This is a genomic window from Legionella birminghamensis (assembly GCF_900452515.1).
Lineage (GTDB): Bacteria > Pseudomonadota > Gammaproteobacteria > Legionellales > Legionellaceae > Legionella_C > Legionella_C birminghamensis.
In genome coordinates, this window is sequence record NZ_UGNW01000001.1 from 1,795,098 (window position 1) to 1,821,152 (window position 26,055).

A 26,055-nucleotide genomic window follows, 5' to 3' on the forward strand; every position below is an offset into this window, starting at 1 on the left:
CCTTTAGTTCAATGTCATCCACCATCTCATTAAATGTACCAGGCATATTACAATGAATCTGAATTGAAATGGTTTTTCCGACTAATAAGTAATCGAATCTGCTTTTCAATTTCAATAACTGCAAAAAATAGAATACCCGTGATGACTATAAGCAATCCTTCTGTAAAAGGGATTGATTCTGTAATAAATACTTGCTGAAAGAAAGGCAGATAAGTAATGGTAAATTGCGCTACAGTAATGATTATTACAGCTAGCCAGATTACTTTGGTGCCTTTAACAGCTCTCCAGGTTATTGAAGTACCATACATATTTCGAATGAAAAACAAATGAAAAATTTCCATAACCACCAAGGTATTAAGCGCAATGGTCTGAGCAAGAACTTCTGAATAACCGCGTTCTAGTGCATGGAAATAAAGTCCAAATACGCCACACAGAAAAAGAATAGAAACAAGAATAATATGCCAAACCAGAACACTGCTGAGAAGCGGTTCATCCCGGGAGCGTGGGAGGCGTTGCATCGTAGTTTCTTCTGTTGGCTCAAAGGCTAAAGTAAGGCCCAGAGTAATAGCAGTAATCAGGTTAATCCATAAAATCTGAATAGGCGTTACCGGTAAACTCATCCCGAACAGTAAAGCGACAATGATGGTCATTGCTTCACCTGCATTGGTGGGTAAAGTCCAGCTGATGACTTTTTTTAAATTATCATAGACTGTCCGACCCTCACGAACTGCAGCGACTATAGACGCAAAGTTATCATCCGCCAATATTAACTCAGCAGCTTCCTTCGCTACCTCACTGCCTTTTCTACCCATTGCTATGCCCGCATCGGCTCGTTTTAAAGCTGGCGCATCATTCACTCCATCACCGGTCATGGCAACTGTCATTCCATGGGATTGTAAGGCCATAACCAATCTTAATTTATGCTCAGGGCTTGTGCGGGCATATACGTCCGTTGTTAATACTGTGTTGGCAAGTTCCTCGTCATTCATGTGATCCAAATCGTTACCGGTCAGCACTTTATTTGGATTTTTAAGCCCAATTTGCTGGGCTATGGCAATAGAAGTACGCGCATGATCCCCTGTGATCATCTTGACAGCAATACCGGCTTTATAGCATTGATTAATTGCAGCAATTGCTTCTGGGCGCGGCGGATCAATCAGACCCACCATCCCAAGCAAAATCAACTCATTCTCCACATCGGAAAATTCAAGTACTGTATGTTCTGGATTTATTGGTTTCATAGCTAAAGCCAATACTCGCTGTCCCTTGGCAGCGATCTGCTCTATTTGATGGTGCCAGTAGACTTTATTTATAGGCTCCACTCTACCGTCTTCTGTTTTTTGTTTCTCACAATGACTGAGAATCTGTTCAGGGGCTCCTTTAATAAAAATAAAGGCTTGCTTTAAATGATTATGATGAAGTGTCGCCATAAAGCGGTATTTGGAATCAAAAGGAATCACATCAGTACGCATCCAGGTATTTCGCTCTTCCAAAAGGACTGGATTTATTTTTCCGGCCAAGCTCAATAAAGCGCCTTCCATAGGGTCACCTTCTACTCGCCAATTTCCTTCATGCTCATGAAGTGCCGCATCATTACAGTGAATGGCTGCTCTGGCGAGTTCTGTTAATAAAGGGTACTGATGGTTATTAATGTTTTTTTTATTTAATTGAATGCTGCCTTTCGGCTCATATCCTGTGCCGTCTAATGTAAATTCATGTTCGGTTGTGACAACCGATGAGACTATCATTTCATTCAGGGTGAGTGTACCGGTTTTATCTGTACAAATAACTGATACTGAACCTAAGGTTTCAATAGCAGGTAAACGACGTATAATCGCATTTCGACGGGCCATAGCCTGTACGCCAATGGCAAGTGTAATGGAAAGAACTGCAGGGAGACCTTCCGGGATGGCGGCCACAGATAAGCCCACAATAATCATGAACAGTTCGCCAAACTGATGGTGCTGAACAAAATAACCATAGGCAAGCAGCAATGCAGCAATCAGTAAAATCAGCGTAGTAAGCCATCGGGCAAATAACCCCATCTGCACTATCAAGGGCGTAGTTAACATGTGTACAGTCAATAACATACCGCTGATGCGCCCAATTTGAGTTGTCTCACTGGTTGCAACTACAATGCCCCTGCCTTGGCCATTAGTCACCAGGGTACCACTAAATGCCATGCACGAGCGATCCCCAAGAGGAGCATTCGTATTCACTGATGTGGTCTGTTTCTCCACAGGAACTGATTCACCAGTAAGCAGAGCTTCTTGAACAGTGAGGCCATGGGTTTTAAATAAGCGTACATCAGCAGGAACCTTGTCCCCCGCTTCTAACAAAACGACATCACCAGGTACCAGTTCTTCTCCGGGTATACAATAACGCTCCCCATTCCGAAGCACGGTTGCAATTGGAGTGAGCATTTGGCGAAGTGCGGCCAGAGCTTGTTCAGCCTTACCTTCCTGTATAAATCCAATCAGTGCATTGATAATGACTACCGCTAAAATCACTATGGTATCAATCACGTGATCCAATAGGGCAGTAATCACCGCAGCACCGAGTAACACATAAATCAGAACGTTATGAAACTGCAAAAAAAATCGAAGCAGCGCACTGTGCCTGGGAGGCTCTGGCAGCCGATTATAACCGAAGGTTTTCAGTCGTGATTGAGCCTCATCCTGAGTTAGACCGGTCAAGGAACTTTTTAAAACAGCAACTACTCTTTTTATAGGTTGGTCATGCCAGGTTTGTGATGGATCCTTAATTATTGAATTCGAAGTCATGATTCTCCCTATCATAATTTATAGGCCCTCACCGGCAAAATAGAACCATTAGGCCGCTCTCTAAGCGATTAATTTAATCTAAAGGACTCAACACTTCTGCTATCAATTGCAAACGAGAGCGCCTCTGAAAAACATTAACATCGAGCTTATAAGCCATATGAAGCTTTCGTAAACGGTGATTGGGCCATTGATTCAAATCGACATTGAATGCAATTGCATCAATCGTTTCACCGCCCTGCTCATGTATCAGGCTAAGCTTAAGGTGGTTTTTTCCCACCAGCCGCTGCTCGATAATTTCAAAAACATCATCAAAACAGGGCTCGGGAAATTGCTGTCCCCAAGGCCCTGCCTGCTGCAGCATTAAGGCTGTTTCCAAATGTAGCTCAGAGGATGACAGCGAACCATCGGTTAATAAAACGCCTTCCGGATCCAGCACATGGACATGCCTGGCGACTTCTTCGATAAACACTTTTTGAAAATCAGAGAATGCGCCGGGATGCAAACTTAATCCGGCTGCCATTGCATGCCCCCCAAACCGGTTGATAAGACCCGGATAATGAGTATCTATTTCAGCGAGTACATCACGAATATTCAGACCCGTAACCGAACGTGCCGAGCCCTTCATTTCAGTTTCGCTAACCACAGCAAAAGCAATAACCGGGCGATGAAAACGATCTTTTAACCGCCCTGCCAGAATGCCAATCACTCCCTGATGCCAGTTTTCATCCATCAGACACAAAGCGGGAGGAAGATGAACGCTCTGATCCATTTTTCTAGTCATCTGATTGACTACCGCCAAAGCCTGCTCTTTCATTTCGGCTTCAATCTGGCGTCGCTCCTGATTAAGTTCATCCAGCTGGGCAGCATAATTTCTGGCTCTGTTCATGTCCTCACACAACAGGCATTCAATCCCCAGGGACATATCGTCAAGCCGGCCAGCAGCATTCAAACGCGGTGCCACAGAAAACCCCATGTCCGATTCGCGGATATTTTCCGTGCTCTTGCCTGCCGCTTCCAGCAAGGCACGAATACCAGGCCGGCAATGGCCTTGACGGATACGGGCAAGACCCTGGCTAACCATAATTCGATTGTTTTGATCCAGGGAAACCACATCCGCTACTGTGCCCAAGGCCACCAGATCAAGAAATTGTGCCATGTTAGGGGCCTCTATACCCTGCTCAGTAAACCAATTGGAATTAACCAATTGCCTTCTTAAAGCGAGCATTACATAGAAGATAACGCCGACGCCTGCCATTGATTTACTGCTGAACTGATCGCCAGACTGGTTAGGATTCACAATCGCACAGGCCTTGGGTAGTTGCTCGCCTGGCAAATGATGATCTGTAATTAAAACATCGATTCCAGCCTGATTGGCCGCCTCGACACCGTCAATGCTGGCGATCCCGTTATCAACGGTAATCAATAAATCGGGGGCTCGCTGTCTGGCAACTTCAACAATTGCGGGAGTTAAGCCATAGCCAAACTCAAAGCGATTGGGCACCAGGTAATCAACATGGGACGCCCCCATTGTTTTTAATGCGGATATGGCAACCGCAGTGGATGTTGCGCCATCCGCATCAAAATCACCAATCACTAATATTCTCTGCTTGTGCCTGAGTGCTTTTTCCAGACGATCACTGGCTTTATCAATGCCGCTTAATTGATTATAGGGAAGCAGTGATTGCAATCGCTTGTCCAGTTGGCTCTCATCCTGAATGCCTCTGGCTGTATATATTCGCTGTAACAGCTTGGGTATTGCTGTTAGGGATGAAGGTATTTCAGCAATCGCTCTTCTTTTTATTTGCATGAATCAGGGATCTCCACAGTCGAATCAATCGATTTTGTTTTGGTATCTGGCAGGCAATATTATTCCAGTAACATTGAACTGCCAAACCTTTATTTTTTGCCTTATCGAGAAGTGCTGCCAACCATTGTGGATTTTGTAAACAAATAACGGTGTTTTTATTCAGCTTGTCAGTCGATTCAAGCGCTTGTATAAACCCTGGAAATGCCTCAATCAAGCGCTTATCGTCTGTTAAAATTTGTCTTTTTGCTGAAAAATGAAACTCCCCTTCGCCATGGAACCATAAGCCATTCGCGTTAAAACCATCTTTCAGGCTTAACCCGCTTCGGCTTGAAAACAACATCTGCATTTCTGTAAACAGACGCTGCCAATAGAGGGATTCGTCCAAATTTTTCAGTATCGGCAGCAGGGAATGATGTAAAATATGGGGAAGCGATTGACTGGCCAAATACGGCTTATCATTTAATTGAATAAGCCATAGGTGTGTATCATGAAAATAAGCCGTCAAATTGTCCTGCTTTAAGAATTGCTGCACTTCCTGAAATAAATCGCGGGCCTCGGCATCGCTTAACTCCAGCATCTCGCCGATAGCCACAATCATGGCATCGTTATGCGTTGCCTCCCAATGAATGGGAGAGGCAACAATCCAATCGCCAGATAACTGATGGTAGCGGCGCAGAAAATCACCGAGTGCAGGATTTTTTGGATTGCTGTCCAGAATATTCAGAACATTGAACCAGTAATTACCCAGTGTTGCTAAAGCTTTGCCATTTGAAGGACAATCATCAGCCAATCCGTTGATGATAATATCCATTATACTGCCTCAGCGTAACCATCCTTTTTAAACAGAGTTTTTAAATTACGAAGCGCCTGACGAGTCCGCTGAGTATTTTCAATCAGACCAAAGCGTACATACTGATCACCCTGTGGTCCAAAACCAATTCCCGGGGACACAGCAACATGCGCTTCCTGCAGCAAATACTTGGAAAACTCAAGGGAACCCATATGGCGATAAAAAGGAGGAATTTTTGCCCATACAAACATGGTAGCCTTGGGTTTTTCAACAAACCAGCCTATTTCACACAAGCCTTCGCAAAGCACATTACGGCGTTTTTCATACAAGGCGCGGATCGCATGCACACAATCATCGGGACCTTCGAGCGCAGTAATTGCCGCAACCTGGATAGGAGTAAAGGTACCATAATCCAGATAGGATTTAATTCTCGTTAACGCGGCAACCAATTCCTCATTACCACAGGCAAATCCAACCCGCCAACCCGGCATGTTGTAGGATTTGGACATCGAATAGGTTTCAATGGCGATGTCGATAGCGCCGGGAACCTGCAAAATGGAGGGTGCCTTATAACCGTCAAATACAATATCGGCGTAGGCCAGATCATGAATAATCCAGATGTGGTGCCGCTTCGCTAATTCAACAATTTTCTCAAAAAAACCATACTCTACACAGTGTGTGCTGGGATTGGCAGGAAAATTGATAACCAGCGCTTTGGGGCGGGGCCAGGTTTGCTCAATGGCCACTTCAATATCCTGCAGGAACTGGTTTTCATCGATCAGGGGAATTTGCTTGACATTGGCACCGGCAATAATAAACCCATAGGTGTGGATAGGATAAGCAGGATCCGGAACAATAACGGTATCTCCCGGGCCGCTGATTGCAAGGGCCAGATGTGCCAGGCCTTCTTTCGAACCAATAGTGGTCAGCACCTGTTTCTCGCTATCAAGCTCAACATTATAGTTACGCTTGTACCAGGCAGCCATTGCGCGTCTTAACCGGGGTATTCCCTTGGACATCGAATAGCGGTGGGTATCCGGACGCTGCGCTGTTTCAATTAGCTTGTCAACGATATGCTGCGGTGTTGGCTGGTCAGGATTCCCCATCCCAAAATCAATGACATCTTCCCCGCGCGCTCTCGCCTCTGACTTTAGTTGGGTCATGGTATTAAATACATAAGGGGGCAAGCGTTTAATGCGTGGAAACTGACTCATGATTCACCTCTATGGTATAATGGCAATATTATAAATTATTGTGTGACTAAAAACCATGCACTTACATTTGGAAACTTCAGATAAATTTGCTGTCCAAGCTTACAGCGATTCGGAAATTAAAATCGATGATGAAATTTACCAGCAAAGCCTCATTGTCTCTGCGCAGGGAATCATAACTGACTGGCCGCTGGCTAAACTCACTGAAATGACAGCTCAATCGCTTGAACGTTTTTTAACTGTCCAGCCGGAAATTATCATTATTGGCCATACACAATCAGGCAAATTTCCACCGCCTGTTATTCTGCAGCAATTAACACAAAAACGGATAGGTTTGGAGTCCATGTCGATTGGTGCTGCCTGCCGCACGTACAATGTTCTGCTAAGTGAGCAGAGGCGAGTCGCATTAGGTATTATTTTGGACGTTCAGCATTCAAAATAATTGCTATTTTTTATTGAATGAATAAAGATCCCGCAGGCTGTTTTTCATATATCTATTTTAAAAATGAGGTGTGCTGTGGGACGAAAAACAATAATGGAAACAATTGCTAAAATTAATAGTGAAATCAAATCCGTAAGCACTGAGCTGCAAAAAGTTCATAAGCTGACTCGAGAATACGCGGCAGAGGTGAGGGAAAAAAGCGCTGTAGTGTTTACTGCAGAACAGATACAAGCACGGATCAAGGAATTGGCCGATCAATTGATAGAGAATTATCAACAGGGTACAGATCCCGTTCTCATCACACTTCTCGATGGCGGAATCCCTTTTGCGCGAGATCTGCAGAAGGAGCTGGACTCGCGCGGCTATATCTATACACCTGCCACAATGCAAGTTGCCAGCTATGATAACAAAATGGAAGGCGGTGAAGTCAAAATTACCAGCGAATCCAAAGTGCCCTTAGGTGGACGACATGTTGTTGTACTGGACGATGTTTGCGATAGCGCCCATACCTGGATGGAAGTCCGATCCCAGTTAGAAAATAACGTTCCTGCAAGTTTGGCGTTAATGGCTTTAGTGGATAAAGAACCCCCCAAGCCACGAAAAGATAATTATGTTCCTGAATATACAGGCTTTAAAGCAGGACGTCTCTTTCTGATCGGTTATGGCCTTGATTTTTGTAAGCAGCTGAGAAATACCTGTGACATTCGAACCGTTGGTTTTGAACTGGATAAGGAGAAAATGGCAGCGATAGAAACAGTAAAACCGTTAAATTCCCAGCTCAAACAACTGCATGATGAAAAACGTAAGCTGGAAAGCAAGTTAGCACTTGTTGAGGCAGAAAAGTTGACTAATCCCGGAAGAAGCAAACATACGCTCATGGCTGCCCCGGCTCCCACCAGGAAAGAAGGACAGGTACCGGCTGCTGGTATGTCTTATTCGGGGGGCAGTAAATAAACCGGCCAAAACTGTTGTAATCAATCCAGTCCGGTGCCCGAACAGCGCTCCGTTCTGGATTACTTCGCCAGAGGCTCGCAATGACGAGGCTCAGCAATGAACAAATTGCAATCAAATATTTGATTGGACGCACCTTTTGATGATATAATGCACACCCTGTTCAAATCGAAGTAAATAAAATGCTAACACAAACTTTTTATGTTCCTCCCAGCTGGTTATCCAGACAAACTGCTGTTTCTTTTGCAAATGAAGATGAACTTTACAATGGATCACACAATAAAGTTTACGGAAATGATGTCTTTTCTGGCTCATCAAGGGATGAGGCAATTCTATTACCCCTCTCATTTCAGCCAATATTTGAATCAAGAACACAGCAATTACCCCCCGTAAAAGTTAGCATGTTGGCGCCTTTTACAGTTTATATGAATAATTCAAACAAGGGACTCTCGGGTGCTGAATTGATACAAGCCCAATCCTCTGATGAAAACAACATGCAATCGGTTTTCTTTGTAGCAGATAATGAATCTGAGTCCGGAGTCGTTTTCGATAACCTTATTGCGCTTGAGAATTTTAAAGCGAAATATAACAGTGTCTCAGAGTTTTTTGCCAGCATTCAAGTTACAGATAAAACAGATTTTGAGAAAATGGATACTCATATTTATTTAATTGTTCAAGGCGAAGCTATTCCACGATATCTCGCTGAAGTAATAGAATGTGTTGGAGGCTTCAAAAGTCATAATATTACTGTCTTCGGCTTGGCAATGGATGAATGCAACCAGAATCCCCTTAGAGTCAATTTGTCTGATGCTGATCGTAATTGGTTTGCCATTCGATTCCCAATGAGCATGACTAAAGATCAAATCAAAAAAGGGTTTCCATCAACATACCAGAAGCATCTTGAGTACAACTACGGCATTACAAGTGAGTCAGTGCTAAAACATGAGGTCACCTCACTGTCTGGCGGTCCTGCAACAACCACCAAGCCGGCCGGACTAAGCTGGAGCCCCTCTTTCAAGTTCTCTGGCTTACCAAACCTCTCCTCAATTGTAGGGTGGTTAAAATCGGATGAACAGCCACCCCAGGGCGAACATCAATCGCTTCTAGGGCGTAAATAGGGGTTCACTTCTTTGTAGGCTGGGCTGTGAAGCCCAGCGATAGATGTTGGGCTTTACAGCCCAACCTACAGATCATCATACCTGCCTTCTGGCCTCCAGAACGTTAGGAATCTGCTCAAGTTTATTTAGCAATCTCGAAAGGCTGTTTAAACCGTCGATTTCTACCGTTAATTTGATAGTCGCGGTATTCTCCTGCTTATCGCTAAACGTCTGCAAAGCATAAACATGCGCTTTCTCATTCGATAATAATGAAGTCACATCACGCAGTAGACCTGAACGATCAAAGGCTTTGATAAGTACGTCTACCACATAATGATCACGTGTTGCAGAACCCCATGAGACTTCGAGAAAACGCTGTTTCTGCCTGGGGCTGGCATGAAGGATATTCGCGCAATCCTTGCGATGTACGGAAACACCGCGACCGACAGTAATATAGCCCACCACGTCATCTCCGGGCAGCGGTTGGCAGCATCTAGCCATATTGGTGAGCAGATTACCTACTCCCTCAATTCGCAAATCACTGCCCTTGACCTGGGGAATCGCCTGCGGTTTGACTATTGTGTGTATCTGCGTCTCTTCCTCTTCAGCGGGCGTCAAACGATGTAATATTTGACCCAGCTTAATATCGCCACGTCCTAATGCAGCCAGCATATCGTCGAGTCGCTTGAAATTAAACGAGGACACTACATCACCAAGGCGCTCCATCTTTATGCCCAGGTTTTTCAATTCTTTGTCGAGAATTTCATGGCCTTCAGCCTTGTTTTTGTCATAATCCTGCATTTTGAACCAATGCAAAACCTTGGCCCGAGCCCGGGAGGTACGTAAGTAATTCAGATGGGGGTTAATCCAGTCACGCGAAGGCCGCGACTCCTTTCCTGCCAAAACCTCTACGCGATCCCCTGTCTGCAATTGGTAGGTCAAGGGTACGATGGAACCATTTACCTTTGCCCCGCGGCAACGGTGCCCTAACTGGCTATGTACATGATAGGCAAAATCAAGAGGTGTTACGCCATTGGGAAGGTCAAGCACGTCGCCGTCAGGGGTAAACACATAAACCCGATCTTCCAGGAACTCTGTTTCGATTGCTTCCGACACCCCGCTTGAAGCGGCCATTTCTTTATGCCAGGCCAATACATCCCGCAGCCATTCAATTTTGCGCTCGTGGCTTTCCTTCTGCTGGAACCCGCCTTCTTTATATTTCCAGTGGGCAGCGACCCCCATTTCGGCCAGATCATGCATATGAAACGTCCTGATTTGCACTTCAAATACGCGATCCTCCGGTCCTTCCACTGCAGTATGTAAGGACTGATAACCATTCGGCTTAGGGTTAATAATATAATCGTCAAATTCAGCTGGAATTTGTTTCCAGACTGCATGAACCATGCTTAAAACATCATAGCACTGCTCTTTGGTCTCCACTAAAACCCGAACAGCAGTCGCATCATAAATCTCTTCCAAGGGTACATTTTTCCGCTTCATTTTTTTATAGATGCTATGAATATGCTTTGATCGTCCGTAAACAGCAAAATGAGAAGCTCCGGTTGCCTTAATGCGTTTATTCAGTTCCTGAACGATTAAATTAACATAGCGGTCCCGATCAAGACGCTTGGCTTTTAACCCTTTGGCAATCGACTTATATTCTTCAGGATGCAGATAGCGGAAAGCGAGGTCTTCCATTTCCCATTTAATCGCGCCAATACCCAGACGATTGGCTAAAGGCGCATATATCTCCATGACTTCAGTCGCAATTTGCCGGCGTATCGCTTCAGGGAGCTGTGAACAGGTTCTCAAAACGCATAGGCGTTCGGCCAATTTGATAAGTACCACCCGCGCATCATCAACCATTGCCAGGAGCATTTTACGCACATTATCAATCTGATGTTTGTTTTGCGGGTATTTATTAAGTGCCTGGAGATTATGAATGGCACTCATTTTTTCAATGCCTTTCACCAGTTTGGCAATTGAGTGGCCTAACTGCTCTTCGACATCATCCAGGGATAATTCGGCATAGTGGACGTTTTCAAAAATAATCGCGGCGCTTAGCGTTTCCTGGTCTACTTCCAGATCAGCCAAAAGATCGGCCATTTGCAGCCCTTGCTGCAGGCAGGATATTCCTGTTTCAGTCGCATGGTCATAACCTGCAAGCTGGCTTAAGGTACAGGCATTACGAATCAAATCAAGATCCTGAAAATACCCCTTGCTCCCTAACTGATGCAGCCATTGCTCCAAATCTATACCGCTGTCGCTTAACCAGGGAGTATCTTCTTTAACCTTTACCATAACTACTTTTCCTTTTCAAACATCGCAATCGATTCCACGTGGGAAGTATGTGGAAACATATCCATGACACCTGCTGCCTTTAGATGATAACCCTGTTGATTCACCAGAATATCGCTATCACGAGCCAGTGTTGCTGGATTACAGGAAACATAAACAATCCGCCCTGGTTTAAGTTTATCGATTTGCCGCATAATTTCCAGTGCTCCGGAACGTGGTGGGTCAATTAAAATTTTACTTATCGTCGGAAGCTTAAAATTAGCCAGCACATTCGGCTCATCAAGATTAGCCGCATGAAATTGGACATTATCAATCTGGTTCAGGCTTGCGTTCATCGATGCACGCCTGACCATCAACTCACTGCCCTCAAAGCCAATGACCTGGCGGCAACGCCTGGCAATAGGCAATGAAAAATTTCCCAGGCCACAAAATAAATCCAATACAGTATCATCCTTGTCTAACTGTAATAGCTCAAGCGCCTTCCCAATCATCAATCTGTTCAACCCGGGGTTAATCTGCGTAAAATCCGTGGGATGAAATTGATAATGAATTCCTTCATCCGGCAGCTCGTAATGCAGAAACTCATCATCAGATTCAGGATAAAAACGCTTCACCGTTTCGCTATTGCCAGGCTGCAGATAAAAAATAAAACCGCTTACATCAGCAAAATCTCTTAACTGCTCTTCTTCCTGAGCGGATAATGGGGAAAGATTCCTTAGAATCAAAGCCACTTCCTCATCACCTGCTGCCACTTCAATCTGTGCTATTTTTTCAGGCGATTCAAGGGAGTCCATGAGCTTGCGCAATGCCTGAATATTGTCATCCACTTTTTTATGCAGGACAGGGCAATGGCTGATTTCTGTTATATACCGTGGATTATTTTTTTCGCGAAAGCCCACCAGCGTTGACTGCTTTTTCTGGACATAGCGTACACTCAAACGCGCCTTATTACGATAATTCCAGCTTCCGGCACTGAGCGGCTCAAGAATCGTATCCGGTTGACAATGACCGATACGCTGAAGCATATCTAATAATAAACTCTGTTTCTCAAGGATCTGAATTTTTTCATCCAGATGCTGTAATGAACAACCGCCGCATAGCTGATAATGGTCACAGCGAGGCTTTGCGCGATGGGCGGAGGCTGTTATTACCTCAACAAGGCGCCCCTCATCGTAATCTTTTTTATTACGTGTATATTGAAATGATACGGTTTCTTCAGGTAACGCCCCATCGATAAAAGTTGTCTTGCCATTGATACGGGCGATTCCTCGGCCATCATGGCTAAATTTTTCAATAACTGCAGTTACAAGGGGTTGAGTCTGGCGATTTTTTGTCATTTTACATCTGTCTTTAGGGCCCTGAACACAGGGCGTGGTCATTACTAATTGAATAATCAGGCGTCATTCATACCAATGGAAGCCAGGAAAGCGCGTACTTCTTTATCAGTCATTTCCTGGGCACAGCCTCTTGCTAAAGAGCGCGGCATAGTAACGCGTCCATAGCGGATTCGAATCAAACGGCTTACTTCAACGCCCTGGGATTGCCAGAGACGCCTGACTTCACGATTTCTTCCTTCAGTCAGAGTAACGTGGTACCAGGCATTGCTGCCCTCGCCCCCTTTGTACTCGACTTTTTTAAATTTGGCAAAGCCATCCTCCAGCGTAACCCCCTTGAGCAAGGCGCTGACCGCCTCATCACTGACCTGGCCATGCACACGGACAGCATATTCTCTTTCCAACTGATGTTTGGGATGCATTAAATGGTTCGCCACTTCTCCGTTATTGGTAAACAGGAGTAAGCCAGAGGTATTAATATCCAGCCGACCCACCTGTACCCAACGCCCTTCACGCAGAGGGGGCAGTTTATCAAACACCGTTTTACTGTGCTTGGGATCACGGCGGCTGGAAATTTCACCGATTGGCTTATGATACATCAACACCCTGGTTCGGGGTTTGTGTTTGAGCGGGTTATTAATAAGCTTGCCTTTTACTGCAATTTTATCTTCGGCACCGGCTGAATCGCCTATTTTGGAAACCTGCCCATTCACCGAAACTAAACCCTGCTCAATCCACTTCTCCATTTCACGGCGTGACCCCAGGCCTGCCTGACTTAATATCTTTTGTAAACGTTCTTTCATGATTCAACACACTCTTCTTCTACATCTTCAGGCTGCTCATTTTTTGATGTTGGCATGTCCTCAAAATGAGGCAAGGGAGGCAGCTGATGGATGGATGATAAATTAAAATAATCGAGAAAAAATTTGGTGGTTATATACACCGCCGGTTTCCCCGGAACATCACGATAGCCGGCAGCGCGGATCCAGTTGCGCTCCAGCAATGTTTTAATAATGGCAGTACTTACCGCAACCCCGCGGATTTCTTCAATGTCAGCACGCGTAACGGGCTGCCTGTAGGCAATAATCGCTAGCGTTTCCAGCAAGGCCCGGGAATATTTAACCGGTTTTTCAGCATTCAGGCGATTAATCCAGTAACTGTATTTCCCACGGGTCTGGATGCAGTAACCACTGGCCAATTGCTTTAACTCAATACCACTTTCTTCATACTGTTTAGCCAGATTTTGCAGCTCCTGCCGTATCACTTCCTTTTCAGGAGGGCATTCATCAAAAACGGCCTGTAGCTGTTCGATAGTTAGGGGATTGTTGGAGCTCATTAATAAAGCTTCCAGAATTCCTCTTAAATTAATTTCATCCATTATCAAACTCTCGAATATGAATGGGCTCAAAGGCGGCCGTCTGGATAATAAGAACAATTGATTGCCGAGCCAATTCCAAAACTGCCAGGAGTGTCACAGCAATTCCCATCCGCCCTTCTTCTTTGTTCAACAAGGCAACAAAGGATAACCCCCCAGCCTGCTGCAAACGCTCAAGCACTATAGCCATTCTTTCACGAACTGAAAGCGGTTCGCGCATTATCTGGTGGTGCAGCTGATGGCCCTGGCGGGTAATTAACTCAGCCATTGCCTCGATTAAGGAATCAAGGGATACATCAGGGTGCAGCCTTAACTTCTCTGCACCATCCACTGGCAAATTGACATTGAAGAAATCACGTTCTTCACGTGGTAATTCATCCAATTGTAGCGCAGCCTCTTTGAATTGCTCGTACAATTGCAATTTTCTAACCAGTGCCGCACGCGGATCTTCTTCCATTTCCTCTTCTGTGCTTGTCTGAGGCAATAACATCCGTGATTTGATTTCAGCTAACATGGCAGCCATTACCAGATAATCAGCCGCCAGTTCCATTCGATCTTGCATCAACTCGATGTATTGCATGTATTGACGCGTAATCAATGCAATGGGGATATCGAGAATATCCAGGTTCTGTTTTCTGATTAAATAAAGTAATAAATCAAGCGGGCCAGTAAATGAATCGAGCAAAACCTCCAGGGCGTCAGGCGGTATAAATAAATCAGGAGGCAAGTCTGTAAAAGGCTTGCCCCCAATCGTCGCGAATACCGTTTGCTCTAATTCAGTTTCAGCTGCATGCATTAATAATCAAGACCCATGACTTCACGTACATCTTTTAAGGTTTTATTCGCTTCATCTCTCGCGGCCTCACTTCCCTCTGCTACCAAACGCTTCACCGAACTCAAATCGGATTCATAATTCTTTATCGATTCCTGAATTGGAATTAGTTCCTGCTTGATCGAGTCCACCACTGGGCGTTTGCAGTCAATACAGCCAATCCCTGCAGAGCGGCAACCCGTCTGAACCCAATCTTTCACATCTTCCGAAGAATAAATTTTATGTAACTGCCAAACGGGGCATTTCTCAGGCTCGCCGGGATCACTGCGTTTTACCCGTGCCGGATCGGTCGGCATCGTAAAAATTTTCTTTTCGACCTGGGTCAAATCCTCTCTTAAGCTAATCGTGTTACCATAGGACTTGGACATTTTTTGCCCGTCTGTGCCCGGCATTTTGGGAGTTTCAGTCAGTAAAGGCTGCGGCTCAGAAAGAATGATTTTGCCTGAACCATCAAGATACCCCATTAAACGCTCTTTATCACCGATCGATAAATTATGCTGGTTTCCAATCAGGGCCTTGGCCGTGTTAAGCGATTCATGGCAGCCATCCTGCTGAAACTTTTTACGCAACTCACTATACAAGGCCCCATTTTTCTTTCCCATTTTTTTAATTGCTTCGGCAGCCTGTACTTCGAAATTAGGTTCCCGGCCATAGATAAAGTTAAAGCGGCGGGCGATTTCACGGGTCAACTCAATATGGGCAACCTGATCTTCACCCACAGGCACCCAATCCGCATTATAGAGCAGCACATCGGCGCTTTGTAAAAGCGGATAGCCGAGAAAACCATAAGTCGACAAGTCTTTTTCGCGAAGTTTTTCCTGCTGATCTTTATAAGTAGGCACTCTTTCCAACCAACCGAGTGGGGTTATCATGGATAAAAGCAGGTGTAACTCGGCGTGCTCCGGTACCCAGGACTGGATGAAAACTTTTGACAGGCTTGGATTAATGCCGCAGGCCAGCCAATCGACAACCATGTCCCATAAAATATTTTCAATAAATCCTGGCTCTTCATAAGAGGTCGTTAATCCATGCCAATCGGCCACAAAAAAATAGCAATCATACTGGTGTTGAAGCTTCAACCAGTTTTTTAGAACACCATGGTAATGACCCAAATGCAAACGGCCACTGGCACGCATACCGGAAACCACACGTTTGTTAGCACTAAATAAAGACATCTAAAACCTCTGGTTATAAAAAATCAGCGAAAAGGCTCGGGATCACCCTTGCCCTCCCGAATTATCACAGGGTAATCACCCGTCAAATCCACTACAGTGGTAGGCTCGTGACCACAATCACCGCCATCAATAATCAAATCGATCTGATTCCCAAGCAAATCCCTGATCGCCTCAGGTTGGCTCAAAGGAGCATCTGCGCCAGGTAGAATTAAAGTGGTGCTCATTAAGGGGGCTTCAAGGCATTCCAGTAAAGACAAAGTAATATTATTATCAGGAACCCTTAATCCCAGGGTTTTCTTCTTGGGATGCAGCATGAGCCGCGGCACTTCATGGGTTGCATTCAAGATAAAGGTATAGGAGCCAGGAGTAAACGCTTTTAAGAGACGAAAAATCGGATTGGAAACGCGAGCATAGGTACCTAGTTGAGAAAGATCGCGACAGACCAGTGTCATATTATGGTTTTTATCCAGGTGACGCAGCCGTCTGATCCGCTCTAATGCGGCCTTATTGCCTAAACGGCATCCCAGAGCGTAACCAGAATCCGTCGGATAGACAATTAACCCGCCTTCTTCAATAATGTTAGCTGCTTTTCTTAGCAATCTTGCCTGTGGATTGTCTGGATGAATTGCAAAAAACTGACTCATTAAGGTCCCCTGTTAAATGTCCATTGACGCGCGATACAATTTAGGGGGCTGATTGTATCACTTAATTTTGTTTCTATGCCAGTTTTCAAATAGTGGAGTATTTTGCTAGTGCTTGCGTAACGCACTATATACCTACCTCTCTACGTACCACCTCTCTACGTACCGCGCTTTATGCGCGGTAACCATAATAGGCGTATTGATACTTATTGATCACAAACATTGCCTGGATACCGCGCATAAAGCGCGGTACGTAGGGGTTCAAGTTATATCCAATACAGCGGAAATAATCTCATTACTACCTAAACGATTTACGCCTTTCCTGGCTTGCAGCATTAGCTGGTTTCTTTTTGAATGGAACATTCCTGCGCGGGGGTTTAGTAACAGGGGCAGAGGCCGGCAAGCTGTGGTTGGGCTCAAAATCTTCGATTTCAACCCGGCTCAATTTCCGTTTAATTAATTTTTCTATAGCATTGAGCTGGCCGACTTCATCAGCACTTACCAGCGAAACAGCAAGGCCGGCAGCACCTGCCCGACCTGTACGGCCAATTCGATGTACATAATCTTCTGCGACCTGGGGTAAATCAAAGTTAACCACGCATGGTAACTGATCAATATCAATTCCGCGAGCGGCAATATCGGTCGCTACGAGGATATGTAATTTACCCGATTTAAAATCAGCCAGCGCTTTAGTACGCTGGGATTGCGATTTGTTTCCATGAATCGCTGCTGCATAAATCTGCTGCTCTCCCAGCTGCTTAACCAGTTTGTTAGCCCCGTGTTTTGTCCTTGCGAATACCAGCGTTTGGCCCCATTTATTTTTATGGATCAAATGGCTAAGTAATGACGATTTACGGCTTTTATCTACGGGATGAACGGTTTGCTTGATTGCAGCTACCGTCGTATTCCTAGGTGCTACATCGATTTCAACAGGATTATTCAAAATATTTTTGACCAGCAAGCGAATCTCATCCGAAAACGTTGCAGAGAATAATAAATTTTGACGGTTTCGGGGAAGTAAATTGATAATCCGTTTGATGTCATGAATAAAGCCCATATCCAGCATGCGATCGGCTTCGTCAAGAACCAGAGTATCTATCTGATCTAAGGAAATGGCGCGCTGCTGATGCAAATCCAGCAACCGGCCAGGCGTCGCAACGAGAAACTCTACCCCTCCCCTCAACTTCATCATCTGCGGATTGATTTTAACCCCGCCGAAAACGACAGCCGCGCGCGAAGACAAGTGACGCCCGTATTGCAGGATGCTTTCATGAACCTGGGCTGCCAACTCTCTGGTAGGCGTCAGTATTAAAACCAGCGCACGGTTGTGTTTGGCGCGAGGCTTGTCATGTATTTTTTGGAGAAGAGGCAGAACAAAGCTTGCCGTTTTCCCTGTTCCCGTTTGCGCAGAAGCCAATACATCCCTTCCCTGCAAAATGGCGGGAATTGCCTGGCTCTGGATAGGTGAAGGTTGTTGATATCCCAGTTCACTGGTAGATAACACCAGGGGTTCTATTAATCCCAGCTCTTTAAAACTCATATGATTTCCTCAATTGTTGTAAGCCAGCAGGGAATTTCAATTCAAAGTGACTATTTTAGCGGCAATTATACCATGATTTTAAAGCCAATGCGCAGCTTGACTTTAAAAGACACCGCTGAACAACTCTTGCGCAAAGTGGATATCTAAATTATCATAACGCAATATCAGCAATCACTAAGATTCATGAAAGAGCACAATGGATAAACAACAGCAATTATTATTCAATAGCATTGAGACAATTTTTCCGCAACTGATTGAAGACTTTGAAGCAGCAGGCCCAGCGCATACTCTACATGAGAAAGCGATACATGCCTATACTATTCACAGCTTCAAACTGCTTCGCAGCGTTTTTCAATCAGAAAATCCCTTAGCCGCACTCGAAAACGCGCTGATTGAAAACTGGAAAGTCATCACAGGCAACCTGCTTTGCTATACTGCTTTACCGCATCATCCTGTCACCAGAATCTGGTGCGATGCGGCCAAAGTTGTCGCCTCAAACAAACCGCATGCCGAAAATGGCGAGCCCGCCAATCCTCTGTTATTTTTAATCCCCAGCCTGCAATGTGTCGAATCCGTTCATGACGACTATCCTTATTTAACACCTGCCCTTAACGAAGCCAATGAGTGGGATATTGACCTGGTTAATATTCTTTCCACTCACATTTTAAATGATGCCGGCACTCACTTGCTGCCATTACGCGCTATGCTGGTGTTTGATGAAAATGCAGGGAGCCCCACAATTTATAATCCCTATATCGATGACAATACTGAGCCCGGTTCAGTGGAAATGAGCAAAGATGAAATTTATCGATTATCTAAGCACTGCCTTGAATCCCAGACAATTTATGAAGCCAAACAACGTCTAGATGCATTGACTCTGGATAATGGTAATTTATTAGGCCAGCTTAATCTCTTACGCCAAAAAATGCGCGAAAACAGCGTCCATGGCGTAGGGAAAGAGTTTACTGCCGGTCAATTCTTTGATAAAAATATTTATGATTTCCTGGCTTGGTATGATCACCTGGACAATCACAGTGAGGAACCCGGGGCAATCAGAGCCTTTATCCAGAAAATACGTAATTTTACCAGTCCTAGTGTAAGAGCTTTCGACAAAGAGCTAATTAGTAAGATTATAACTACAGCTACTAATTTGCCATCCGAATTTCAAAATTATATAGCCCCCCTCAAACCCTTGCTGAATATGGAAGAACCTGATCAGGAGCAACTGGAACAGGCACGTCAGGTCATTTATGATGTTCTGCTAAAGCTAGGTATCATTACCAATAAATCAGCGGCCGGAGTCGATATACCCCCAGCAGTTGAGGGATTACTTTTAAAACTGAGAAAGTATGCCTTTAAAAAAAGTAACCAGGAAGATCCCAATACCTGCCTTAAGATCCTAGGGGATCAGCTGGAAGAACTGATAAAAAAGCATGCTCCAGAATTAAGCAAAATCGGTATCAGTAATGAGAGGAAGAAACTATTAATTGCTGAGGTGGTCCAATCCTTCAGGGATGCAAAAACCGCCTTAAAGGATAAACTCAATCTTAAGCAACCATTAGACGGTCGGGACAAGCTAAATTTAACCAGTGGGCTGCGGAGCTATTTTTCATTAAAACTCAGTTTTAACCATCCCCAGGATTTTGAAGTGCTTGAACTCTTAGGAGAAGATGAAATTGCCAGTATTTGTGCTGATTGGGAAATAGCAGATTCCTTACTAAAATCAGAGAATACAGAGCCTCTTGTCCTTTTTGCATTGACCACTTCCCCAGCCAAAATGAATGCGCTATTGACTGCTTTAAGTCAATCACTTCTTCATCGCGAAAGAAAAATATTGGATCGTTTAGTTCCTTTGCTGATCCATCTTTTAAGCGCTTTGGACACAGAGAAATGCCAGGCTATCTGCCAGCAGTTGAAACCATACCTCATTAAACTTTTTATTCAAAAGACAGGCAAATTTTCAAACTCACTCAGAGAACTGGATTCCGATAAACGAAGCGTTGTTTTGAATTCGATAAAGGATGAACTGCCTAAAGCGATAAAAACACTCCCGTCTTTCTGTAAAATATATTCATCCCGTATTTTAAAAGACACTCCGCTGAAGCAGTCCTTATTCGAGGATATGAAAGCAAGGCTTCCAAAACTGCCAAAAGACATAAAGGAGACTACTCGTCTTTACGGTACGCTTTTACCCGATCACAGAACGATCATATTCCCTCAGGGGTTAAAAGATAAATTGGAGAATATAAAAACGCTCAAGGGATTTATCAGCCTCTATGGTTCACTCAGCCCTGAGGAAGCAGCGAATTTGTTTTCGGAATATAAACAGCATCTAAGGGGCTGGATTGAAACATCCCGTAACCTGTTGGACGTTTACAAAGCCCTGGCCACCGAGCATTTTAATGAATTACTCGACACTTTGGAAATTGGCAAGCTAAAAAAAATAGACACTCCAGCGCAAATATATACCACTTTAAGGGATAAATATTGGATTCCAATCCCTCATCGATATCTTTCGCTATTGATTCCATTAACAGATGAAGACAATATTTGGACTTACGAATTTTTAAGACACGCTATTGAACCTGTCGTCACTGAACAATTACGCCTTGTCAATAAAGCGATTGCGCCAGTCCGCCTTACTGCAGTTGCAGAAATCACTTCCGAGCACGAGGAAAAGCTTGGCGAGGAGCAGCGTCAATTTCTGCTTAAGTCACGAGAGCAGGTCGCTTCCCTTTTTTCAAAGGTACAAAAGCGCCTGCCAGAATTCGGTTTGGATACTGTTTATAGTCTGTCCTCGGTTCTTCAAAGTATTAATCCTGAACAAAGAGAATTTCTATTTAGTCAGTTCATTTTACCCAACTTGGGCACCATTGTAGATTCGGCAGAAAGCTGGAATATTTTACTAAGCAATCTTTCAGTCAGCCAACGGCAAACTGTCAATGATTTTGTCTATCGCAGGAAATTGCTGCCAAAGATGTTTGTGCGGGCGAGTGATGTCATTTGCGGACCATTCAAATACCTGAGTGAAAAACAGCGGCTTGATATTTTTCAAACATTTAAGTATAGATTAACCCAATCGATCCACTCCTTCTATGACCTTTCGAATTTTATCAGCAATAACGCGCTTTCAAAAAAAGAATGCGGCGCCCTATTTGAAATATTCAAAGATGGAATGACCGGATGGACCGATAAGAACGCTCAAAGAATTACCGTCATTCTTGCTCATTTGGATGACAATAAACGAAATGATGCATTTAAACTATTAGAGCGGTTTATTCACAAAAGAATTGTTTATTTATCGGATTTAATTTCTATTTCAGTTTATTTAAGCAAGGCGCAGATTCGTCGTATCATGCCTAAACTTGAATTAACGCATTCAAAGTATTCTATGAGTGGAACGCTAGAATCTCTGGAAAAACTTGAACCAACTGAACGTCAGTTGGTTTTAGATACAATATTTGATATTTTACCGGCGTCAATTGACACACTGGATGATTTTATATCGCTGAGCATTTATTTAACCCCTGAACAATGTCGCAGATTATTTCTGGCAGTACTTGACAAAATCTCAAGCAGTTTCACCACAATAAACTCTTATGTTGAACTGCTAAAAAAACTGGACGTTCAACAGGCCTGTCTGGTTTTCCCCGAGCTAGTCCAAATACTCACAAAGCAAACTGCCCAAATTATTTTTTGCAGTATGCTGGAGTGTTTCAACGCAGAACAGGAAAAGTTTATAGCCTTTTGTAATAATCAGCGATTCCCCTTATCGTATTGGCTCTGGTCTGTTGCTGATGTTATCTTCTTTATGAAAAGGCGTATGTCTCTTGATATTAAACTATTTCTGGAAGTCGCCGCTCCATCATTGGCAGCCCTCAATCTATCGACTCAGGACTGTGATGAGTTAATATACTGTCTTCCACAAGGGGAACTGCTGACTCTGGCGAAATATATGCCAGCACTTAGAGAATCCATGGGGATAGAATCACCCGGGCGTAATCCCCAATCATTTTTTAACGGTTACAAGCGCAGAGCTGGCGCAGAAGGCCCTTCCCCGGCCAAGAGATTCCGTTTAACTGAGTCTTCTGAGATTGCAACAAGCTCCACAGAGAAAACACCCGATGATTCGTTTTCCGCCCAGGCGTCACAACAGACCTTACTGCATGACTTGTTCCCTGACATAGCCATTGAGACTGATGAGAAATCAGGCATGGATTATGGTTTTTGATTAATATTTACTCTAACCACTGCTCCCAAATGGGGGAGCAGTGCTCGGGAAGCCTTGCCTGACGTCCAAGGGATATGCGGGAGATCCCGTCACCATGGAAATCAGAGCCGCTTGAGGCTAGGAGTTCATAGCGCAGGCATAGCCCTGCCAACTCCTGCCATTCCCTCGTCATTCCTTCGCCGGAAACTACCTCCATCCCCTCGCCGCCTGCTTCCTTAAAAAGCGAAATCAGTTCATGCAGTTTGCTGCGGGTTAATTTGTATTTCATTGGATGGGCTAATACTGCCTGTCCACCGGCATGGATGATTGTTTGTACCGCGTGCTCAATGGACACCCAGGGAGTGGGCACATAGGCTGGTTTTCTCATTCCCAGAAACCGGCTGAATGCGGCCTGTTTGTCTGTCACGAGACCTTCATTAATCAAAAGCTGGGCAAAATGAGGGCGTCCGATACGGCCATGGCCTGTAATTGCAGAGACTTTACTGAATACATCTTCGATACCAAGTTGTGAAAGCTTTTCTGCTATTTGTACAGCACGATGCTGACGATTAGCTTCCTGCTCCCTGATGAGGGCATCCAGGTGTTCACTTCGCAAATCAAGCTGATAACCAAGAATATGAATGTCATACTTCTTCCATCTTGTACTGATTTCAATTCCAGGAATTATTCGGATAGCATGCTGTGATGCCATTTCAACCAGCGCAAGACTGCCATCTATGGTGTCGTGATCGGTCAAAGCCATTAACTTAAGCTCTGCATGTAATGCTTTATTTAATAACTCTTCAGGGTTATGTAAGCCGTCAGAAAAGGTGCTGTGGCAGTGCAGGTCTATCATAGGTAATCGCTTCTAATTCAAGGCAGCTTATGCTGTATTTTAATCATGGAATTATAACACTTTTATTGATCCATAGCAGAATATATCCATAAAGAGGTACATATTCCTGCTTTAGTCGTTACCTACTCCAGACAAATCCATCATTCATCAATCCGTTCGCCCTGAGGACTGAGTAATCCCCTCGTTTTTTCATTCAAAAAATACGTACCTTATTAGGTCAAAATGACTTTAAACAATGTCGTTTCCGCGTAGGTGGAAATCCATCTTGCAAACAAAGTTAGAATTATCTTGAGAAATAGATTCCCGCCTACGCGGAAACGACACGATAATAGATCTGTTTGAGCAATGTTAAGTCATACGCTAACTATATAAAAATGAGGGGATTCCTCAGCCCGGGGTGCGACCCATAGCTATCTACACAAGCGCATGAGAATTAAAAGCTATCGAATCCCCGCGGCTTTGACCGCGGGGCCCACACGAAGCCAATTGAATGTTAATCACACTTGTTTATGACTACCTGTTAAACCCTATTTTTGGCAACATTGAAACTTGTCTGAGGATCATGCTACTCCACCAGGCATGGGCCCCGCGGTCAGTGCCGCGGGGATTCGGACGGGGAAAATATTGGTGTAGATAGATAGCTATTGGCTGCGCCCGAGCTTTCGAGAAGAAGCTATGCTCCTCCTCAAGCCGAACGGGTCTAATTGGTTTCTTTTATTAATTTAAAGTTATATCGATCCACAGGAACAACCTGCAGTATTTAAATTTTAAATCGTTTGAAGTGAGATATTACTATTGCTAGAATTCATGGAATAATCAGGGAGGTAGTTATGACAGTTAATAAAAAAACAAATTCCAATCAGAATAAATTTTTCAGAAATATTCCTGAGGATGTGCTTCAGGAAACAATTCCGACGATGATAAATCGAATAATTATTCTTTTAGACCGCCCAGAGGAACAGCAGGATGAAGAAGCCCATTCTGTTGCACCTACAGCCAGTGCACCTGGGTTGTAATGATGAATTTCTACCATCTGCCCTATGAGCAAATCACGGCTGTGCCGCAGCAAAATATGCCTGGAATCTTGCATCAGGCCTATAAACATCGATTCCTGCATAGCCTCATCAAACTGATTGACTATGCGCAGCAAGTTTTGGACAAGGATTATAGCGGACTCATTAGTCGATTGGACCGATTAGAAATTACTGAAAAAAAATATATTTCTCCCTGGCTTTACACTCAGTATTTCTGGCTTTTAGAGGCTATGAGGAAGGATTCTGTTATTGAAGTCAATCTGGTTATTCGCAGTATAATTTATAGTACGCAATGGACTGGCAATGAAATTCAAATAACCTTGGGATTACAGGAAGACTGGGAAAAAAAAGCCTTTGCTGAGGAAGTGACTACTGCATTTGGCCCCCAAAAACTGAATGCTTTTACACCCAGTCAAGACGAGTTACAAGGCTTTCAATCCGAAGTTTTAAAGGCATTACAACTGATATCAGCTACCGATAGTGGGATTACTGCGGAAATTAGTTCTTTGGTATCTACTATTCATCTCGTTAAAAGTGACATGAATATAGGTGCAACTTCCCCCAAATTTTTCGGAGCAATATATTTGTCTGCGCCAAATGGGAATCTATCAGAACTTTCCAGCTTATTTTTAGTGGAACATTTAGTACACGAAACTTCGCACTTGTTCCTGAATACAATTCTTGCTTTCGATCCTTTGATTTTAAATGAAGAAGAGGAACGTTTTTCATCACCCATCCGAAGTGAGTTACGGCCCATGCTGGGAATTTATCATGCAAGCTTTGTTTTAAGCCGGGTAATACGTGTTTTTAAGCGTATGAAGCAGTTGAATTTGCATGACAGTAAGCAGCTTGAAGCATGCATTGCTGACCTGGAAAAGAAATATAAGGCGGCGTATACGACTGCAGATAAACTAGGAATTTTGACTGCATTGGGAAAGCAAATTCTACTGTCAACACGAGAATGTGCCCTAATCGATTGAAAACCTTGATTACGTTTGTCTCTTTTGGAGTGCAACGCAATCAAGATTCTACTTTAAAAACTTAAACGTAATACTTGTCAACAGTATTTGGCCAAGTTGCCATATCTGGCCAATTGTCTTTATCAAAACCATATTCGCGTTTCAGTTTGGATTTATCTACATTCAAAATAAAACACTCTTCAGCTTTGTTGTAGCTGATGCTTTTCCAGGGAAATGCATAGTATTCTTCGCCAAGTCCCATGAATCCACCGAAACCGACGACTACATAGCGAGCCTGTCCGCTGAATTTATCGAGCACGATTTCTTTTACTTCGCCAAGATCTTCAAGGGAGGGAGATTTAACGTCCACACCAATTACATCGTCGGTTCTTACTACCATTTCAGAATGATTATCCATAATAACTACTCCTTAGTTAGATGTATGTATATAGAAACAGCTGATTTAATAAGTACAAATACGGAATACAGAAAGGGAAAATCCCTCAGTTTGGAGTAACCTGGAGTAACTTAATGCGTTTAACCGCTTATTAAATTTAGCTGAATGTGGGAAAAATGCAAGGTTAAAATGTTTTTGCAAACCGTGAGAAGCAAGCCAGATCGGAGCTCTGACCAGGCACAGAACGGCTTGCTGCAATATCGGGCTTAACAAAATGCCCAGCTTAAGCCTAGTTTAAATTGCTCAAGTTTAGGTGTAAAAGC

20 protein-coding genes are annotated in these 26,055 nt (G+C 44.0%); 6 read left to right on the forward strand and 14 right to left on the reverse strand.

What is annotated here, in order from left to right; genetic code table 11:
• Positions 1–47: 47 nt before the first annotated feature.
• The 4 genes from DYH42_RS07625 to alaC all read right to left on the reverse strand — a co-directional run bounded on the left by DYH42_RS07625 (position 48) and on the right by alaC (position 6,594).
• A complete protein-coding gene (locus DYH42_RS07625) occupies positions 48–2,783 on the reverse strand; it encodes a cation-transporting P-type ATPase (RefSeq protein WP_058522762.1) in 2,736 nt (911 codons plus the stop codon).
• 73 nt (positions 2,784–2,856) lie between these two features.
• Complete coding sequence (gene recJ, locus DYH42_RS07630; RefSeq protein ID WP_058522763.1) at positions 2,857–4,590, reverse strand: single-stranded-DNA-specific exonuclease RecJ; 1,734 nt, start codon at positions 4,588–4,590, stop codon at positions 2,857–2,859.
• Complete coding sequence (locus DYH42_RS07635; protein ID WP_058522764.1) at positions 4,562–5,401, reverse strand: hypothetical protein; 840 nt, start codon at positions 5,399–5,401, stop codon at positions 4,562–4,564. Before DYH42_RS07635 ends, recJ begins: the two co-directional genes overlap by 29 nt.
• A complete protein-coding gene (gene alaC, locus DYH42_RS07640) occupies positions 5,401–6,594 on the reverse strand; it encodes an alanine transaminase (RefSeq protein ID WP_058522765.1) in 1,194 nt (397 codons plus the stop codon). Before alaC ends, DYH42_RS07635 begins: the two co-directional genes overlap by 1 nt.
• Before the next feature lie 55 nt (positions 6,595–6,649).
• On the opposite strand from alaC, the gene DYH42_RS07645 reads away from it, so the two are divergent.
• The 3 genes from DYH42_RS07645 (at position 6,650) to DYH42_RS07655 (ending at position 9,102) form a co-directional block, all read left to right on the forward strand.
• The gene (locus tag DYH42_RS07645) at positions 6,650–7,033 is read left to right on the forward strand and encodes an Mth938-like domain-containing protein (protein ID WP_058522766.1); all 384 of its coding nucleotides are present in this window, start codon (positions 6,650–6,652) and stop codon (positions 7,031–7,033) included.
• Between the two features lie 75 nt (positions 7,034–7,108).
• Complete coding sequence (locus tag DYH42_RS07650; protein WP_162263081.1) at positions 7,109–7,987, forward strand: phosphoribosyltransferase; 879 nt, start codon at positions 7,109–7,111, stop codon at positions 7,985–7,987.
• A gap of 179 nt (positions 7,988–8,166) precedes the next feature.
• Entirely contained in the window at positions 8,167–9,102 is a 936-nt protein-coding gene (locus DYH42_RS07655) for a hypothetical protein (RefSeq protein WP_058522768.1), read from the forward strand.
• Positions 9,103–9,177: 75 nt separating this feature from the next.
• Here DYH42_RS07655 and relA read toward each other — a convergent pair whose 3' ends face one another.
• The 8 genes from relA to DYH42_RS07695 all read right to left on the reverse strand — a co-directional run bounded on the left by relA (position 9,178) and on the right by DYH42_RS07695 (position 18,276).
• Positions 9,178–11,382: a GTP diphosphokinase gene (gene relA / locus DYH42_RS07660; RefSeq protein WP_058522769.1), complete on the reverse strand. Its 2,205-nt coding sequence runs from the start codon at positions 11,380–11,382 to the stop codon at positions 9,178–9,180.
• Between the two features lie 2 nt (positions 11,383–11,384).
• Positions 11,385–12,716 (reverse strand): 23S rRNA (uracil(1939)-C(5))-methyltransferase RlmD, encoded by a 1,332-nt coding sequence (gene rlmD, locus DYH42_RS07665; protein ID WP_058522770.1) that lies wholly within the window; start codon positions 12,714–12,716, stop codon positions 11,385–11,387.
• 56 nt (positions 12,717–12,772) lie between these two features.
• The gene (gene rluB / locus DYH42_RS07670) at positions 12,773–13,519 is read right to left on the reverse strand and encodes a 23S rRNA pseudouridine(2605) synthase RluB (protein ID WP_115317009.1); all 747 of its coding nucleotides are present in this window, start codon (positions 13,517–13,519) and stop codon (positions 12,773–12,775) included.
• Entirely contained in the window at positions 13,513–14,091 is a 579-nt protein-coding gene (gene scpB / locus DYH42_RS07675) for an SMC-Scp complex subunit ScpB (protein ID WP_058522772.1), read from the reverse strand. Before scpB ends, rluB begins: the two co-directional genes overlap by 7 nt.
• Positions 14,084–14,884, reverse strand: coding sequence for a segregation and condensation protein A (locus DYH42_RS07680; protein ID WP_058522773.1), 801 nt, complete (start codon positions 14,882–14,884; stop codon positions 14,084–14,086). The genes scpB and DYH42_RS07680 overlap by 8 nt, the downstream gene beginning before the upstream one ends.
• A complete protein-coding gene (locus tag DYH42_RS07685; RefSeq protein WP_058522774.1) occupies positions 14,884–16,095 on the reverse strand; it encodes a tryptophan--tRNA ligase in 1,212 nt (403 codons plus the stop codon). The genes DYH42_RS07680 and DYH42_RS07685 overlap by 1 nt, the downstream gene beginning before the upstream one ends.
• A gap of 23 nt (positions 16,096–16,118) precedes the next feature.
• Positions 16,119–16,739, reverse strand: coding sequence for an L-threonylcarbamoyladenylate synthase (locus tag DYH42_RS07690; RefSeq protein WP_058522775.1), 621 nt, complete (start codon positions 16,737–16,739; stop codon positions 16,119–16,121).
• Between the two features lie 295 nt (positions 16,740–17,034).
• Positions 17,035–18,276, reverse strand: coding sequence for a DEAD/DEAH box helicase (locus DYH42_RS07695; RefSeq protein ID WP_058522776.1), 1,242 nt, complete (start codon positions 18,274–18,276; stop codon positions 17,035–17,037).
• Between the two features lie 196 nt (positions 18,277–18,472).
• On the opposite strand from DYH42_RS07695, the gene DYH42_RS07700 reads away from it, so the two are divergent.
• The gene (locus DYH42_RS07700) at positions 18,473–22,507 is read left to right on the forward strand and encodes a hypothetical protein (RefSeq protein WP_058522777.1); all 4,035 of its coding nucleotides are present in this window, start codon (positions 18,473–18,475) and stop codon (positions 22,505–22,507) included.
• A gap of 7 nt (positions 22,508–22,514) precedes the next feature.
• Here DYH42_RS07700 and DYH42_RS07705 read toward each other — a convergent pair whose 3' ends face one another.
• On the reverse strand, positions 22,515–23,342 hold the full coding sequence (locus DYH42_RS07705; protein WP_058522778.1) for a PHP domain-containing protein: 828 nt from the start codon (positions 23,340–23,342) through the stop codon (positions 22,515–22,517).
• 830 nt (positions 23,343–24,172) lie between these two features.
• On the opposite strand from DYH42_RS07705, the gene DYH42_RS07710 reads away from it, so the two are divergent.
• Positions 24,173–24,358 (forward strand): hypothetical protein, encoded by a 186-nt coding sequence (locus tag DYH42_RS07710; protein WP_058522779.1) that lies wholly within the window; start codon positions 24,173–24,175, stop codon positions 24,356–24,358.
• The gene (locus DYH42_RS07715; protein WP_083503068.1) at positions 24,358–25,356 is read left to right on the forward strand and encodes an aKG-HExxH-type peptide beta-hydroxylase; all 999 of its coding nucleotides are present in this window, start codon (positions 24,358–24,360) and stop codon (positions 25,354–25,356) included. Before DYH42_RS07710 ends, DYH42_RS07715 begins: the two co-directional genes overlap by 1 nt.
• A gap of 61 nt (positions 25,357–25,417) precedes the next feature.
• Here DYH42_RS07715 and DYH42_RS07720 read toward each other — a convergent pair whose 3' ends face one another.
• Positions 25,418–25,753: a PRC-barrel domain-containing protein gene (locus DYH42_RS07720; RefSeq protein ID WP_058522781.1), complete on the reverse strand. Its 336-nt coding sequence runs from the start codon at positions 25,751–25,753 to the stop codon at positions 25,418–25,420.
• Between the last annotated feature and the right edge of the window lie 302 nt (positions 25,754–26,055).